The organism is Marinobacter alkalisoli, assembly GCF_045449855.1.
Lineage (GTDB): Bacteria > Pseudomonadota > Gammaproteobacteria > Pseudomonadales > Oleiphilaceae > Marinobacter.
Window position 1 is genome coordinate 234,978 of record NZ_JBJJLC010000003.1, and the last position, 16,802, is coordinate 251,779.

Annotated in this window: 14 protein-coding genes; 9 read left to right on the forward strand and 5 right to left on the reverse strand. The window is 54.3% G+C overall.

Annotated elements, in window-relative coordinates; translation table 11 throughout:
• Positions 1-51: 51 nt before the first annotated feature.
• A complete protein-coding gene (locus tag ACJO5Y_RS01230; RefSeq protein WP_406984429.1) occupies positions 52-954 on the reverse strand; it encodes a bestrophin family protein in 903 nt (300 codons plus the stop codon).
• Between the two features lie 275 nt (positions 955-1,229).
• Between ACJO5Y_RS01230 and ACJO5Y_RS01235 the strand changes: the two genes are divergently transcribed.
• Positions 1,230-3,569: an FdhF/YdeP family oxidoreductase gene (locus ACJO5Y_RS01235; RefSeq protein ID WP_406984499.1), complete on the forward strand. Its 2,340-nt coding sequence runs from the start codon at positions 1,230-1,232 to the stop codon at positions 3,567-3,569.
• A 41-nt stretch (positions 3,570-3,610) separates the two neighbouring features.
• Here the strand turns inward: ACJO5Y_RS01235 and fdhD are convergent, their stop codons facing one another.
• Positions 3,611-4,426 carry a formate dehydrogenase accessory sulfurtransferase FdhD gene (gene fdhD / locus ACJO5Y_RS01240; RefSeq protein ID WP_406984430.1) on the reverse strand — a complete coding sequence of 272 codons (816 nt, stop codon included), beginning with the start codon at positions 4,424-4,426 and terminating at the stop codon, positions 3,611-3,613.
• A 308-nt stretch (positions 4,427-4,734) separates the two neighbouring features.
• Between fdhD and ACJO5Y_RS01245 the strand changes: the two genes are divergently transcribed.
• The 5 genes from ACJO5Y_RS01245 (at position 4,735) to ACJO5Y_RS01265 (ending at position 11,988) form a co-directional block, all read left to right on the forward strand.
• Positions 4,735-5,946, forward strand: coding sequence for a M48 family metalloprotease (locus tag ACJO5Y_RS01245; RefSeq protein WP_406984431.1), 1,212 nt, complete (start codon positions 4,735-4,737; stop codon positions 5,944-5,946).
• Positions 5,947-6,098: 152 nt separating this feature from the next.
• Complete coding sequence (locus ACJO5Y_RS01250) at positions 6,099-6,569, forward strand: MarR family winged helix-turn-helix transcriptional regulator (protein WP_406984432.1); 471 nt, start codon at positions 6,099-6,101, stop codon at positions 6,567-6,569.
• Between the two features lie 157 nt (positions 6,570-6,726).
• Complete coding sequence (locus ACJO5Y_RS01255) at positions 6,727-7,563, forward strand: alpha/beta fold hydrolase (RefSeq protein WP_406984433.1); 837 nt, start codon at positions 6,727-6,729, stop codon at positions 7,561-7,563.
• A gap of 23 nt (positions 7,564-7,586) precedes the next feature.
• Positions 7,587-10,733, forward strand: a complete 3,147-nt coding sequence (locus tag ACJO5Y_RS01260; RefSeq protein ID WP_406984434.1) for an outer membrane lipoprotein-sorting protein — start codon at positions 7,587-7,589, stop codon at positions 10,731-10,733.
• A 1-nt stretch (position 10,734) separates the two neighbouring features.
• Entirely contained in the window at positions 10,735-11,988 is a 1,254-nt protein-coding gene (locus tag ACJO5Y_RS01265) for a DUF1302 family protein (protein ID WP_406984436.1), read from the forward strand.
• A 74-nt stretch (positions 11,989-12,062) separates the two neighbouring features.
• On the opposite strand, the gene ACJO5Y_RS01270 is transcribed toward ACJO5Y_RS01265, so the two are convergent.
• A complete protein-coding gene (locus ACJO5Y_RS01270; protein ID WP_406984438.1) occupies positions 12,063-12,305 on the reverse strand; it encodes a tetratricopeptide repeat protein in 243 nt (80 codons plus the stop codon).
• Positions 12,306-12,516: 211 nt separating this feature from the next.
• Here ACJO5Y_RS01270 and ACJO5Y_RS01275 point away from each other — a divergent pair, with 211 nt between their 5' ends.
• The 3 genes from ACJO5Y_RS01275 to ACJO5Y_RS01285 all read left to right on the forward strand — a co-directional run bounded on the left by ACJO5Y_RS01275 (position 12,517) and on the right by ACJO5Y_RS01285 (position 15,296).
• Positions 12,517-13,560, forward strand: a complete 1,044-nt coding sequence (locus tag ACJO5Y_RS01275; RefSeq protein ID WP_406984440.1) for an AraC family transcriptional regulator — start codon at positions 12,517-12,519, stop codon at positions 13,558-13,560.
• 108 nt (positions 13,561-13,668) lie between these two features.
• Positions 13,669-14,733: a class I SAM-dependent methyltransferase gene (locus ACJO5Y_RS01280; protein ID WP_406984501.1), complete on the forward strand. Its 1,065-nt coding sequence runs from the start codon at positions 13,669-13,671 to the stop codon at positions 14,731-14,733.
• Positions 14,734-14,963: 230 nt separating this feature from the next.
• Entirely contained in the window at positions 14,964-15,296 is a 333-nt protein-coding gene (locus ACJO5Y_RS01285) for a hypothetical protein (protein WP_406984442.1), read from the forward strand.
• A 12-nt stretch (positions 15,297-15,308) separates the two neighbouring features.
• Here ACJO5Y_RS01285 and ACJO5Y_RS01290 read toward each other — a convergent pair whose 3' ends face one another.
• Both ACJO5Y_RS01290 and ACJO5Y_RS01295 read right to left on the reverse strand, forming a co-directional pair.
• Positions 15,309-16,493 carry a low temperature requirement protein A gene (locus ACJO5Y_RS01290; protein WP_406984444.1) on the reverse strand — a complete coding sequence of 395 codons (1,185 nt, stop codon included), beginning with the start codon at positions 16,491-16,493 and terminating at the stop codon, positions 15,309-15,311.
• Between the two features lie 27 nt (positions 16,494-16,520).
• A complete protein-coding gene (locus tag ACJO5Y_RS01295; protein WP_406984446.1) occupies positions 16,521-16,772 on the reverse strand; it encodes a hypothetical protein in 252 nt (83 codons plus the stop codon).
• Positions 16,773-16,802 lie beyond the last annotated feature (30 nt).

Below are 16,802 nucleotides of genomic sequence, written 5' to 3' on the forward strand. Positions count from 1 at the left end.
TGTTCTGATTCTTGCCTATCACCCATGAATGAGCAAATGCCGAGAAGGGTCTTAACTAAGGACACGGTCCACCGGTTCCAGAACCGGCGGAAGCTCGACTTGGCCCATGGCTTCCAGTATGTCCCGCTCTATACTCCGAACCATGGCGTCCACGGGAAGGTCATTCTCATCAAAACCAAAAGGATCTTCCAGCTCATCACCGATCGTGTCCAGACCGAAAAACGTGTAGCTGACAATCGTGGTAAACACCGGAGCGAGCCACCCCAATGGCTCCGCCATAACGAAAGGAAGCAGAATGCAGAAAATCAACGTAGTGCGATGCAGCAACAACGTGTAGGGAAAGGGGAGGGGCGTATTCTTGATGCGTTCGCAATTTGCCTGGGCTTCAGACAGGCCCACCAGCCGTTGCTCCAGGGTCACATAGCGCCATTCACTGATCAGATTGTTTTCAGCCAGGTTCGAGCAAATGGCGCCGATACGCCGGAGAATGCCATCGCTGACGTTGTGGCCGACGATACCCCGACTGTTTTCGGGAATCCATTTCTCCGCAGCTTTGCCTTCATCTTCATCGCGAAGTCGGGCATTCAGGGCATGGGCGAAACCGCACAGTCCAAGCACCAACTCCTCTCTGAGCCTATTGTCCGAAATAACTATGCTTTCCCGGACGAAAGATCGTATCTCGATGATTATTTTCCCCCACATTTGTCGACCTTCCCACCAGCGGGCATAGCAGGCGTTATTGCGGAAGCTCATGAAGATGGAGAGAGATAACCCCAACAGGGTAAAGGGCGTTGCGCTGATCCGTGCGAACGTAGTGGGGTAGGCCCTCTCAATCAGAACGATGAGAGAAGCCAACACCGTGATTAGCACACTTCGCAATGCAATGCGCTTGGCGATGGACCCTCTGAGTGTAGTCAGAACGGTAAGCCAGGTTGGATTAGGATGGACAATCATGAGTGGTCTTAAAATATCCTGAAGGCTGGTTAATGCCAGAATGAAAAAATATGCGCATTTAAAGTGTTCATTCTTTAAACAAATCTATTTATTTAAATGGAATGCGTCAAATTGATATTTATGAATAATTGATAACCCTGATCTATTGACCTTTATTTATAATAAACTAAGTCGTCATAGACGACTCTTATCGTTTATTCATTTATTTCGATTGGACTTAAACATTAAATAGAAATATAAAAAGATAAACTTTGATGGAAACCCTGGAACCCGGTATGAGCGATAACGAGCACATAAAAAGTTACGACGGCCCGGCTGCCGGCTGGGGGGCGCTGAAAAGCGTGACCAAGAGCTGGTTGGGGAGTGACAATGCCGTCAGGAACATCCGGGCAATGCTAAAAACCAACCAGAATACCGGATTTGACTGCCCTGGCTGTGCCTGGGGGGAGTCTCCGGAAAGTGGGTTGGTGAAGTTCTGCGAAAATGGCGCCAAAGCCGTGAACTGGGAGGCTTCAGGTCGTTCCGTCGATCCCGCTTTCTTTGCCAGACACAGCGTATCGGATCTGGCTCGCCACACGGATTACTGGCTTGAGTATCAGGGGCGGCTGACGCATCCCATGCGTTACGATGCGAGCACCGATCATTATGTCGAAACAACATGGGACGAAGCGTTCACCCTGATCGCCCGCCACCTGCAAAGTCTGGATTCGCCCGATCAGGCGGAGTTCTATACCTCCGGCCGGGCAAGCAATGAAGCGGCTTTTCTCTACCAGTTGTTTGTTCGTGCATTTGGCACCAATAACTTCCCTGACTGCTCAAACATGTGCCATGAGGCCAGTGGTGTGGGCATGACAGACAGTATCGGGACAGGTAAGGGCACCGTCGTCTTTGAGGATTTCGAGAAGGCGGATGCTATCTTCGTGATTGGCCAGAATCCCGGTACCAACCATCCCCGTATGTTGGAACCGCTTCGTGAGGCGGTTGAGCGTGGTGCACAGGTTATTTGCCTCAATCCGCTAAAGGAGCGTGGCCTGGAGCGATTCCAGCATCCGCAACACCCGCTTGAAATGCTGAGTAACGGCTCGGAGCCTACCAGTACCGCCTATTTCCGGCCCGCGCTGGGGGGCGATATGGCGGTCATGCGGGGGATCGCCAAGTTCCTGCTTACTTGGGAGCGTGAAGGGAAGCGTGAAGCAAAAGACCAGGGCCAGCCGCCCGTGTTCGATCATGAGTTCATAAACGAGCACACGTCCGGGCTTGATGAGTACCTGTCGGTAGTCGATGCGACGAGCTGGGAACACATCGTGGAGCAATCCGGACTGGATCTCGATGACCTGGAGCTTGCCGCACAAATGTATCGGCGTGCCGAGCGCGTCATTATGTGCTGGGCGATGGGGATCACGCAGCATCGCCATTCCGTACCGACGGTGCAGGAAATTATCAACCTTCAGCTGCTAACGGGAAACATAGGCAAGCCAGGTGCGGGCCTGTCCCCCGTGCGGGGCCATAGTAATGTTCAGGGCGACCGCACCATGGGTATTGATGAGCAGCCTCCAGAGTGGCTACTTGACTCGCTGGAGCGGCGTTTCCGGTTTAACGTGCCACGACTGCATGGCCACAACACCGTGCTCGCGATCAAGGCTATGGAGGAGAAACGGGCAAAGGTATTCATAGCGTTGGGAGGGAACTTTGCACAGGCGACACCCGACAGCCCACGCACCCACGAGGCGCTGCGTAACTGCGACCTGACCGTTAACATTTCCACCAAACTGAATCGATCTCACCTGGTCACAGGTCGGGATTCGCTGATACTGCCATGTCTGGGGCGCACCGAGATCGACATGCAGACGGAGGGGCCTCAAGGCGTCACCGTCGAGGACACCTTCAGCATGGTTCACATCTCCTACGGCCAGCTTAAACCACGATCCCCACACCTCCGGTCGGAACCCGCTATCATCGCGGGCATGGCCAGTGCGACCCTTGGAAACCACCCCATTGACTGGGAACACACGGTCGCGGATTACAGCCGTATACGGGATCTGATAGCGGACACGATTCCAGGCTTTGAACGCTTCAACGATAGGTTAAAACACCCAGGCGGTTTCCATCTGGCGAACCCCGCAACGCAGCGGCTATGGAAAACCGGTAGCGGGAAGGCCCGGTTTACGCCCAGCGTTCTGCCCGGGGAACTGGTCAATGAAGGTGTGCTGAAACGGGGAGAAAAGCCCGACCTGATCCTTCAGACGATACGTTCACATGATCAGTACAACACAACCTTGTATGGATTGGACGATCGCTATCGAGGGGTATTTGGCCTGCGCGACGTCATTTTCGTGAATGAGGAAGATATACGTCGGCTTGGGTTTGAGCCCGGTGACAAGGTGGATCTTGTGTCGCTCTGGGACGACGGGCGGAAGCGCCGGGTGTCCGACTTCCTGCTGGTTGCCTATGACACACCTCCAGGGCAGGCCGCTGCCTATTACCCGGAAACCAACCCGCTGGTGCCACTGGATAGCTATGGTGATCGCACTTTTACTCCCACTTCCAAATTCATCGCGATCAGGCTCGAGAGCGCTGCGCCGAGCAACCTGATTCCGACGTCAGCCGTTTGCTGACAGACACTTCGTACCAGGCTCACCCTGGTCCCGGTTCTCCGTCAGCCTGGGGCAGGGCTGTATACCCTTGGGGCACTGTGATGTGGAACATGAATCAGGTTCAGACCGTATCGACGGGCCCATTGAACGGTCAGGGCCGTGGGCGCGGATAAGCTTACGAGCGTTCCGATATGCGCCCGCACGGCTTTGTGAATGAGCTCCAGGCTACAGCGACTGGTCACCACCACAAAACCGTCACGGGGATTCTGGCCCGCCTGGATCATCGCCCCGATGAGTTTGTCCATGGCGTTGTGGCGGCCGATATCTTCACGACAGAGTCTGACATGGCCTTCCGTATCGATATAAAGCGCGGCGTGCAGCGCGCCGCTGCATCGGGCCACCTGTTGTGCCACCGAGATTCGATCGCGAAGATCCCCGAAAAGGCCGGCGTTTGGGATAGGAGTATGCGTAAGCCCGGTTAGTTGCGGCAGAGCCTGATCAACGGCGTCCGTGCCACAGATTCCGCAGCCACTGGTTCCGGCCAATTGTCGGCGGGAACGCTTCAACGCCCAGAATGCGCGGCTGGATATGGCTACCTCAGCGTGATGAGAGTCACCGGACTCCGTCACCTGAATATCGTAAATCTCATCCAGGGAGTGAACGACATCGCTTGTGATACTGAACCCCCGAATAAAATCCTCGAAGTTGCCCGGCGACACCATCATCACGGCCTGACTGATACCGTTGTAGCTGATGGCCAGCGCCGTCTCACGGGCGAGCGCTGATGCACCGTTCATTTCGGTGTCATCAAGTTCAAAATATTCAAACTTTTCGGGTGTTGAAGGCTCAGCGTTGGTGTCGGTAATAGCGTTCGTCACTTAATCCAGTATCCCTTTATTCGCGCTTAGAAAAGAATCGCCTCATTAATGATATTGAAACGCCGGGCACCGATCCAATCATCTGTTTCTACTGATTGATAAGTGAACATGATCAAGGTTCAAAACATCTCGATAGACTCAGTCATGCTCTGTTCCTATACTTCCGAAGTCTACTGCATGGAAGCACCTCAATGACCCCGGCTCCCTGGACATCTTGTGTTCGTTGCCCCGTGCTTTCTTCCGGTCGTGCATTCGTGGAGCCTGGATGTGGCTCTGTCACCCTGTAGTCATCTAATTGAGGGAATAGGATGGATCTGGTTTATAAAAATGAAAAACCATTGCTGATCATTGCGGCGGTGTTTTCCGCCATATTCTGGCTGGCGCTGATTGTGGGTACCCTGGGCATCGCCTTGTTGTATCTGCTCCTCGGTTATCTGTTTTTTCTGTTTGCCCATTCGGCATTTATTTCGCACTTGAAAGGGTCTGGCGTACGGATCAGTCAGGATCAGTATCCCGACCTGTATGAGCGCCTGGTTCGAAGCTGTGAAAAGGTAGGGGTCAAGGAGATTCCCGAGGCCTACCTGCTGCGCACGGACTTCTTTAACGCCCTGGCCACAAAGTTTCTTGGCCGGCATTTCGTCGTGTTGTTCACGGATGTGATTGATGCCCTGGAAGATCAACCAGATGCGATCGATTTCTATATTGGACATGAACTCGGGCATATCCACCGCAAGCACCTGTCGTGGCGCACTTTTGTGATGCCAGGCTCGTTGTTGCCCATTGTAGGTCCGGCATTGCGCCGTGCGGAGGAATACACCTGTGATCGTTACGGGGTTGCCTGTTGCCGGTCCGAAGGCGATATCAAGGCTGCGATTGCGGCAATCGCGGCGGGTGATACGCGTTGGAAGACAATTAATGTTGATGCGTACGTCAACCAGGTTGCTACAACCAACGGGTTCTGGATGTCGTTCAACGAGCTGACCGGCGATTATCCCTGGTTGACCAAGCGCATGGCGACCGCAGTCGCTGTTTCGCAGGGGCGGAAGATAAACCATCCACGCCGTCACGGGTTTGCCTGGTTCCTTTCGATGTTTGTGCCTCGGGTGGGCGGGGGAGCCGGTGGTGCGGCTTCTTTAATCGTGACCATAGCCATCATCGGTATACTCGCCGCTGTTGCCATTCCCGCTTATCAGGAGTATCAGGATCGGGCACTCTACTCCTCAGCGTATTCAGCAGCCCAGCCCGTTCAGGAGCAGGTCACCGCCTATGGCTATGAGAACCAGGCGTGGCCAACCAGCATGAACGAGTTGGGGTACGCGCAGCCAACCCTGTCGGATCCTGAAATGGGTTATGAGATAGATATCTATGAAAACGGCCTGATCGGTGTCGAGGTGGGGACTGATGCCAGTGGAGAGTCACAGTACCTAATACTGGACCCCGAAGTTGTCGAAGGCGAAATCAGTTGGGTTTGCTTTGGGCAGAATGTGAAAGCCAAGCTGCTTCCATCGGCGTGTAGCTGATAAAAACGGCGGGGCTGGTGTTCCGCCTGGCTGATTCGTTAACGTACTGAGCCAGGCGGGCCACTAGACAACACAGGGTTAGTCACGACAATATAGTGTATATGCAGCATTGGCCGTTTTAAACGACGCAAACCGAGGGGCAAGGGGTAGGTATGAGCTCAACAGGCGAACAGGCAATCGATACACCTGATCCAATGGCCATCGCACAACAGTGTGCGGCTTTACACTCCAGGGTGTTTTCACGTCTGGTTACCCGCCATTACAACGCCTATCTTCGTCCGACCGGTTTGATGGTCACCCAGTTTACGATCATGAATGCTATTACGCTATTCACGCCAGACTCGATACACCATCTGGCTGAGACTCTGGGCATGGAACGCACGTCTCTACAGCGGACGGTGGACAAGATGATTGATAAAGGCTTATTGCAGACCCGCTCAAGCGGACACAATCGCTCTCTGGAACTGAGCCTGACACAAGAGGGAAAACGGGTTTATAAAGAAGCCTCCGTGAAGTGGAATGAAGCGCATCAGGCATTTGTCGACATGGCGGGAACGGAAGAGTGGTCCAGTGTTGTCGAAAAGCTGCAGGGCTTCAGCGCCTCCCTGAAATCAAACCTTTGATCTTTACCGGCAGTCTGCATTGACTGCCTGCCAACGACGAAAGAGATCCCGCGACAAATAGGATAGGGGTGGAAAAGTGCTTGCGATTCGGTTTCAGGTTGCATAGTGTATATGCACTATAGTCAGAAATCGGTCGCGTGAAGCTGAGGTGAAAACGATGAGTATGGCGGAGAAAATGTTCAGGGTAGGGTTTGGCGGATTTAGTCGCCTGGTTCCGACCCAGGCATCCAATGTTGCACGTAAGTTAATGATGAGTCCCCGCAAAGGTACCCCGAAGAGCTGGGAACTCGACATGCCCGAGCCAGACCGGGAATTGGCGCTGGGTAATGAAACACACTTGTCGATATGGCAGGGCGGCCCGTTAAAGGTGCTGTTTGTTCATGGGTGGGAAGGGCGTGTATCACAATTCGCCCCCCTGCTGGGCCGGTTAGACCGGTCACTGTTTACGTTCTATGCCGTACATCCGCCCGGCCATGGGATGTCCACGGCTCCGGAATCTCACCCAGGCAAGTTTATCGAGGCAGTCCGGGCCGCATTGGCCTTCATTGGTGAGCCTGTACATGCAGCCATTGGGCATTCGATGGGGGCCGGGGTGCTTTGCTACGTGCAGGCACATGATCGTTCAATAGAGCGCTTGGTCCTAATCTCGGGTCCCGCTCGTTTCCACGGTATCCTGACTCGATTCTCGGCATTTCTCGGGCTGGGTGCATTAGCCGAAAAACGCTTTCTGACATCGGTTGAATCCCATGTCGGGATAGCAATCAGTGACCTTGATATGACTGGTCTGGCTGAGCGTATCACCCAACCTGTCATGATCGTTCATGACCTGGAAGACAAGGAAATTCCGTTTTCCGAGGCGTTGCAGTTACATCAGCGTTTTCCGACATGCCATTTATTGGAAACCAGGGCATTGGGACATCGCCGCATATTGCAAGGCGATGAGGTGGTGGAGCGCATCGATGGCTTCCTTTGTGGTTTTATTGGCGATCTATAGTGTATATACATCAGGAGAAGACGATGAGTAAGACATCGGCACGTGCTGAAGCTTTTTTTCTTACCGTTATCCGTTGGCGATGGATTGTTTTGAGCATCGCCTTAGCGATCCTGGCAGGCTTTGGCAGCCAACTCGGGAAATTGACGAAAAACACCCAGGCTGACGCCTTCATCAGCCCTGACGAGCCAGCGCTCGTTTATCGGGAAAAAGTCGAAGATATTTTCAACCTTCGGGATCCCATCGTCATTGCGGTTATGAATGACGGTGAGTCCGGGATCTTCAACCCCCAAAGCCTTGATCTCGTGAAATGGCTGACGGAGCGAGTTGAGCAGGTGCCCAATGTGGATCCTGACCGGATTACCAGCCTGTCCACCGAGTCCAATATTCGTGGTACCGAGGATGGCATGGAGGTCGACGACTTTTATGGCGAAGGTCCGGTGGACGGACAACGTGCGGATTGGATCCAGGCCGCAGTCAGTGACTTCCCGCTCTTTCAGGGAAGCCTGGTGGCGCGGGATGGAACCGCCACGCTCCTTATTGTTGAGCTACTGGATGAAACCAAAGCGGAAGCCACCTATGACGAAATCATGGCTTTGGTAGAAGATGCACCGACCGGGGCGAATGACGAAATTCATGTGGCCGGTGAGGGAGCCGTGGCCGGGTATCTTTCCAATTATATCGACCAGGATGCAAAACGGCTGAACCCACTTGCCGGCCTGATCATTACCCTGATTCTGATTGTTGCATTCCTGACACCAAGGGCCGCGCTTGTTCCAAACTTCGTGGTGGCAGGCACTGTGGTTGTGGGCTTGGGAGCGATGGCTGTTTCCGGTGTGTCTTTTTTCGTCATCACCAATGGCTTGATCGTGTGCATGATCGGGATCGCTGTGGCGGACTCCATCCACATTTTCTCAGAATACTACGACACCATGGCCAGCCACCCGTCACTGGATCACCATCGCGTGATTGCCCATGCCGTGGCGCGGGTCTGGCGCCCGGTCACGTTGACGACGCTAACCACCGCCGCAGGCTTTCTGGCGCTCTATCCCACCAATGATATGCCACCACTTCAGTACTTTGGGGTGTTTGGCGCGCTCTCTGTGATAGCAGCGTGGCTGTTGAGCCTGTTGGTGACACCTTGCCTGTTGAGCCTTCTAAAGTTGAAGCCAAGCCGTCGCATCAAGGTTGCCCATAACATGGCACCGCCAAGCCTTCTGTCCCGTACGCTTTCCGTATTGGGCACGCAAAAGCCACGGGTCACGCTGGCGGTCGCTGTCCTGATCGGTGCGATCGGTGTGGTTGGAAGCAGCAAGGTCGTCATCAATGAGGAGCGCATCGAAAATTTCCAGGCGTCCGAGCCTTTGTATCAAGCCGACAAAGCCATCAACGCCAGCATGGATGGAAGCTATTACCTGGACGTAGTGATTGAGACCTCTGATGTCAACGGACTGTACGAGCCAGAGGTGTTGAACCGCATCCGGAACCTGCAGCACTTCCTTGAGCAGCAACCGGAGATCAATGGTTCGACATCCATAGTCGACTACATCCAGCAGATGCACAAAGCAGTCAATGAAGGGGACGACCAGTACTACAGTATCCCCAATGACCCAAATCTGACTGCCCAGTTGTTCCTGCTGTATACAGCTTCCGCCTCTCCCACCGATTTCGAGGACAAAATTGATCCTGAACGCCGAATTGCCCTGGTACGGGCGAACCTCTCCACAGGGTCCTATCTCACGTCCAGGGAGCTGATTCCCAGACTGGAATCCTACCTTGAACAGCACTTCTCGGAACCTGGCGTCAGCGCCAACGTTAGCGGGCGTGTCAACGTGGACTACCACTGGATACAAGGCATTGCCGCCAGTCACTTCAACAGTGTGATGGCGGCCTTTATTGCCGTGCTCGTTATGGCGGCCATGCTCTTCCGGTCACTGGTTGGTGGTGTCATGGCTGCCACGCCGGTGGGGCTGGCCATCCTGACTGTTTATGCCGTGATGGGTGTGACGGACATCTGGCTGGGCGTTGGCACGTCCATGTTTGCAGCTATCGCCATTGGTCTGAGCGTCGATTTCGCCATCTACACACTCGACCGCCTGAAGGAGGTATTGAGCATGCAATCCGACACAACGGTGCAGCAACGAATCCAGTCAGTGTTCCAGCTTTCCGGACGTGCACTTTGGTACAACTTCCTGGCTGTAGGGCTAGGTTTTGGCGTATTGATGACCAGCCAGGTACCGCCTCTGGTTAACTTCGGGCTGTTAGTCGCCATGTCCGTTGGCATCGCGTTCATTTCCAGCCTGGTGCTGCTGCCCGCCATTGCCCTGGTTTTCAAACCCGCCTTCCTGTTTGGGCAAAAGCAAAGCAAGTGGCGAGGCGCTGCACTTGCATTGGTGCTCATTGCACTGGCGTTTGGTGCCCAACTGGCGTCCGCACAAGAGGCACCAAGCGGTGACAGTGTTATTCAACAGCTGAATGCACGGGACGAAGGCGATTCCGTTTACCGGGAAATGCGAATCGAGTTAACCGACCGCCGCGGCAATACCCGGATCGAGGAAACGGCGGCGTTTCGGAGATATTTCGGTGATACCAAGAAAACCGTCATTTTCTATACCAGCCCTGCCAACGTCAAAGGGACTGCCTTTCTGACATGGGACTATGCCGATAATGCCCGGGATGACGACCAATGGCTTTACCTTCCTGCGTTGCGGAAGGTTCGGAGAATTTCGGCATCGGACAGGGGAGACTATTTCCTAGGCACTGACTTCACTTACGAAGAAATCAAGAAAGAGAGCAAGATCTCGGCAGAAGACTATCACTTTACCCTGGTGGGCGAAGAGGAGGTGGATGGCCGTCATACCTGGGTGATCGAAGCCAGGCCCGCTTCTTCGGAAGTCGCTTCGGTTCTTGGTTACAGCAAGGTGCTGTTACGAATCGACCCCGAAGTCTGGATACCACGATTGTCAGATTACTGGGATGTTGCCGGCAACCATTTGAAAACCGTCCATACCCGGAAAATTGTCAATATAGATGGCATATGGTCTGCCGAAGAGATTGAGGCGAAGAATCACAAAACCGGGCACCAAACGCGGATACTGTTCAGCAATACTGATTATGGCGCCGCTGTACCTCCCCGGCTGTTCGAACAGAACGCATTGAAACGCGGGTACTGATATGAGGCGCCAGATTTTTGCATTCATGGTCATGACCCTGATGTCACAGGCGCTATGGGCGGTAGACGTCGGCTTTAGCGGGATTGGCCAGTGGAATTCAGGCTACGAAGTAAACACCGGCGAATGGCAGACAAACCAGTTGGCGATAAAACCCGAGATAACGGCTCGATTTGACGGCGGTACCAAGGTGACCGCCAAGCTTCTTGCACGCTGGGATCTTGAGGACAAACTTGAGCCGGGTAGGCCGGCACAGCCTTTCAGATCAGGTATTAATCGTCGTATCTTCCCTGACAACCACACGGATCTCGAATTGCGCGAGTTGTTCGTGGATGACTACCTGGGCAACACCTTTGTCCGCATTGGTAAACAGCAGATCGTTTGGGGCCAGGCCGATGGTCTGCGCGTGCTGGACGTTATTAATCCACTGAACCACCGTGAGTTTATCCTTCCTGAGATGGAAGACCGACGCATCCCCCTCTGGAGCGCCCAGGCCGAAATACCCTTGGACTCATGGAGCCTGCAGTTGGTGTGGGTACCAGACAGTACGGTCACCGAGGCGCCGGAACCGGGAGCCGCCTATGCATTGCTGGATGACCCCTTCAATGGGGCAGGCACACTAACGGTTGACCGACCACAGGCATTCAGCGAGAGCGATTACGGTGCCCGCCTTGGGAGATACTGGAAGGGGTGGGATCTCACTCTCAACTATCTGTACCACACCATCGACGACCCGATCGTTACCGTTAATCCTTCGGAGCAGGCGATTAGAGCCAGCTACAACCGCTCCCACCTGTTTGGAATAACGGCCGCCAATGCCTTTGGGGATTACACCTTCAGGCTGGAAGCCGGATATGAATCAGAACGAAAATTCGCTTCATCTGTGCATGGCCTCCAGTCTACCGATGAACTCAGTTATGTTCTGGGCCTGGACTACAGCGGGTTGACGGACACACTGTTAAGCGGACAGTTTTTCCAGTCGGTTCGTGATAAAGGTCTTGATGTTCCGCGCACGGAAGAAAGCGCCACATTGCTGCTGCGACGCGATTTCATGAACCAGGTTGTCCAGCTGGAATCGCTTTTGATTTATAGCTTCGAAAATCGGGACGCCCTGTGGCAGTTAAGCGCGGATTATCAGCTTACAACGAATGTGCAACTTAACGCAGGCGTGGACCTTTTCAGTGGTGATAGGGAGGGGCAACTGGGTCGCTTCCGGGATCGGAGCCGTCTGAATGTGGGGATTGAATTGGGATTCTAATCGCCCAAGGCAAAGGTGGGAGGTTACCCTCCCACCTTGATGACTGTACACAGCTCAGCTATAACACCAGACACTCAGGATTTATCAGGGAACATCGAAAGAGCCTCTTTGAGGACCTTAACTGACTCATCGTGTTTGCCTTGCTCGTGCAGGGTCTGCCCCTGATCACGGAGGGCCTTGATGTTATCGACGGTTGCGCTGTCGAGTTCGGCAGACTCCAGTTGTGAATCCACCTTGGCTACGAGACTGGGACACTGCGAAGCTGCCACAGTGCCGGCCAGGAACAGACCAAATAGTAGTGCAGCTATATAACGCATAGTGTTTCCTCCTTTCGCACGCCCTTATTCAGCATATACAGACCCTCTCTGTTTGGCCAATTACATAGGAGCTTACTTTCATGGTTCCAGATGCGCCGTCCGATCTTCTGGTTATTCAGCGATTTTCTGGCTTTAATAATAGGGTTAAACAGAACAGTATCCGGGATGCGACAGCAACCCGGAGTATCTCTCATCTACCGGTGCAGCCGTCATGAATGAAGATACGCTCTCCGGCCTGCTGCGCTGTATCCGTTTGCGCGGAGCATTGTTTTTCCACGTCGAATGTGTCGGCGCCTGGGTGACTGAGGCACCGGCCGCTCACCTGATCGCCCATGCCGTGATGCCGGCTTCCGAACACATGATGGAATATCACGTAGTGCTAAAGGGATCTTGTTGGGCAGGTATTACGGGCGAGGCACCGTTTGAAATGAAAGAAGGGGATGTGATCCTCTTCCCCCACGGCGATCCTCATGTGATGTCCAGTATCCCGGGACTGCGAGCGGAACCGGATCTCGAACACCTGATTTCCACACTGAAACAGTGTTCGGGGTTGCCGTTCATGCTCTGCCAGGAGGACGACTTTCGGGCTCGGCCTGCAACAGCAGCCACAATATGGCCGGAAAGTGCCTCTGGCGCTGCATTGCTCTGTGGTTTTCTGGGTTGCGACAAGGGGCCATTCAACCCGTTGCTGACCGCATTGCCAAGAGTGATGCACGCTCGTGCCAATGAGTTGACTGACGGCAACTGGGCCGGGCAGCTTGCCAGATTGGCTGAAGCAGAGGCGCGTTCGAAGAGGCCGGGTGGTGAAGCGGTCCTTGAGCGTATGAGCGAAATGATGTTTGTGGACTTGGTCCGTTTTTACCTCAGCAAAATGCCGGAAAGCCAGACCGGATGGCTGGCGGGACTGCGTGATCGTCATGTCGGTCGGGTTCTGGGGTTGATGCACCAATCCCCGGCTGACGCCTGGACGCTGGAAAAGCTTTCCGGCCATGCGGGCCTCTCCCGATCCGCGCTACAGGACCGCTTCGTGGAGCTAGTCGGACTGCCACCCATGCAGTACCTCAGAAGCTGGCGGATGCAGGTCGCTTCCAATCTGCTGGTCGAAACCAACGCGAAGATAGTCACCATTGCTGGTGAAGTGGGTTACGAATCCGAAGAGGCGTTTAGCCGTTCATTCAAACGCGCCGTAGGCCTATCGCCCGCCGCCTGGCGTCGTGAGCGGTCGGTTCCGCAGATCCGGTATTTCAGTCAATAACACTGGACGAATGATCATTCAGCCAGAATGCCGACGCTCCCATCATAAGCATGTCCTCAGGGACAACTTCAAACCTCTACCTGACATGGAAGAAAACTGATGGAAGCAATGCAAGCCTTTGATGAAGATAAACTGAATGCCTTTGTGGGGCAGGTGCTTGGTGATCTGGGTGGTGCCTACAGCGCCGCTTTGGTCAAGATCGGCGACCGGCTGGGACTGTATCGTGAATTACAGAGCAGGGGGCCTGCAACCTCGTTGGAACTCGCCGAGCGAACCGGCTATTCCGAGCGTTATCTGCGCGAATGGCTGGCGCATCACGCAGCCTCGAATTATCTCGAATACGATAGATCAACCAAACGGTTCCGGTTGCCCCCGGAACAAGCCATGGTCTTCGCAGACGAGGACAGCCCGGTTTACATGATCGGGGGCTTCGAAAATGCCTTCACCACCTTCGAGAATGAGCCCAGGGTGAGCGAGGGTTTTCGTACCGGTGAGGGTGTAGCCTGGGGCGATCAGGCCCACTGTATGTTCTGTGCAGTCGCCAAGTTCTTCCGGCCGGGCTATGTCCATAATCTTGTGCAGCATTGGCTTCCTGCGCTGGATGGAGTGGTCGAAAAACTGGAGCGCGGTGCGCGGGTCGCGGACCTCGGCTGCGGTCATGGCCATTCCACGTTATTGATGGCGGCAGCGTTCCCGAATTCCACGTTTATTGGCTACGACTTTCACGGTGGGTCTATCGATTCCGCGAATGCGCATCGTGATGAACATGGTTTGGCCCCGGATCGTGTCCGGTTTGAGCAGGCCACGGCCACGGACTTCGACGGCGGTGATTTTGATCTCGTGACCTGTTTTGATGCGTTGCATGATATGGGGGATCCGATCGGAACTGCCTCCCATGTAAGGAACCAGTTGAAGCTGGATGGCACCTGGATGGTGGTGGAACCCATGGCGGCCGATGAGCTGAGCGATAACTTTAATCCGGTAGGACGGCTGTTCTACGCCGCCTCAACCAGTATCTGTGTGCCCACGGCCCTGGCACAACAGACCGGCTTTGCACTCGGTGCCCAAGCGGGCGAACGCCAGCTCTCAGCCGTTATTAAAGAGGGCGGTTTCAGCAAAGTACGAAGGGCTGCTGAAACTCCGTTCAATATTGTTCTGGAGGTACGTCCCTGAGCTTCCGAGTCGGTTAGATATCAGCGCCTCTTTGCCCCAAATCTGAGGACTGTGATCGGGCAAAGAGGCTCAGTTCTACTCCTTTGGTATTGGTGCCAAAAGAGGATCAGTCCCATCCGTTTTGAATAGTTCGTATACAACTCAGACGCGTTAAGTTAAAGGCGTAAAGGAATCGTATGTATTTACAGGTAAGGAGTTCAGAACAGCAACGTTAAGCTCCAGAAGGTGGCATGATGTTAGTCCAACAACGTCCATCATTTTTGGTAAAAGAGAATCAGCAATATGCCGGAACCGGCGGTTTGAGCGAAAATAACGCCCATGCCCGCTTTGTTCCAGCCTTTAAAGACTCTTATACCGGCCAGGTAGAAATATCCCGATATCGCGACGGTCGTCCTGCACCATTCCATCTGGTTGATGGCCTGCCCGAAGAATGGATAACCAATAGCGACCTGACGGGCAATATTGTTGAGCTCAAAGCCACTGTTATTTCCGGATTCGTTCGATTGGGGCGTTTCTTTACACGCCAGGAAGCCTCGGAGTTTGTGGAGCAACTGACTTCTTGAGGCTTTAGATGGTCAGCTACCGTTTTCACACCTAAGCTGCATGAATGTCGCAAGCACCAACAGGATCAGCAGAATCCCTCCTCCCGTCATCAATCCTGACAGATGCAAAACGCTCGCCAGGTAACCGAGCGCAAGCAGCAGGGCAGTCGCAATACCATAGGCCCTGGGGATTTTCTGGGCCATCACCCTGAAAAAGAGCATGCCCCCGATCAAGAACAATGTCGGACCTGCAATGGCAATGACGATGGCCGGTAAATGCATGGCCGCTATCGGGTGTGCGACGATCTCTTCAATGGTGACAGCCATGGTAATGGCGCCGCACACCATAATCCCGTGAGCGTAGGCCAGACCAGACCGGGCAAGGCGTGTGTGATCGGATGCACTGGAGAAGCTGCGCTCGCCCGTTTCCGCCGCATACACGAAATACAGCCACCACAATGACACGATCATCAAAAATCCAAGGACGGCGGCCACTACCGTGGCCGGTGTCAGTATTTGCTCTGTGAGTAATCCACCCAGCAACAGGATCGACTCGCCAAGGGCAATAATAAACACCTGCTGATTTCGCTCCAGGAGGTGAAGGCCGCGCAAGGGCCAGGTTCCCATAGGCGTTGCCCCCAGCCTTGGCACCCAGAAGCCAACGTAAGGCGCGGCATAATCCACCAGCACGGCGGTCACCCAGAGTATCAGGCGGCATTCCGGAAAGATCACTCCGGCGATCCAGAATACTGAGGACAGGGCGCTCCACAGCCCGAGTTGCGCATAGTTACGAGCCATGCGCGTTCCGCGAAACACCAATGCCATATAGGTTGCCCGCAACAACGCCATCACGACGTAAGCGCCGACGAACAGACTGGCTTTGGCGGTAAAGGCTGAGGGCATGGCGATCGCCATCGCCAGTGCGCAGGCCATCAGCGCAATCATCAGAATGCGGCCGCTCAGGTGGTCGGGGTTGACCCAGTTCGTTGCCCACGCGGTGTAATTCCAGGACCACCAGACCGCAGCGAACAGGGTGAACGCTTCCAATGCGCCAATAGCTGTCTGGTGAGCGAGAAGGTAATGGGATAACTGGATGATGGAAAATACATAGACGAGGTCGAAGAACAACTCCATGTTGGTTACACGGGGTGTTTCTTCACTCTCAAGTTTTCTCAATGCCTCGGTTGGCACAATCCGATGAAGGAAAAATGGTGTCATATCAGTTTCTGAACCGGGCAACGCACCCTAGAACTTCCTCGCCAGAATAGCCGCTGTGGCTGCGGGCAGGCCGAATACGACGATGAAGATGGGGAGCTCCTCCATAAAGGAGTAGCCAGCGTGATAAATGCCAACGCCCATATTGAGCGCTGCCAACACAAACCAGACCACCAGGTAGAGCGGCAGGGCCGCGCTGAACGTTCTGTCCGTGGTTCTGGCACCAAATACCGTGAGTGCCAGTAATACGAAGCCACCAAGAATGACAAGAAAGGTGTGCATTGTGTGAGCTCTCCACAGTTACAAAGGAAT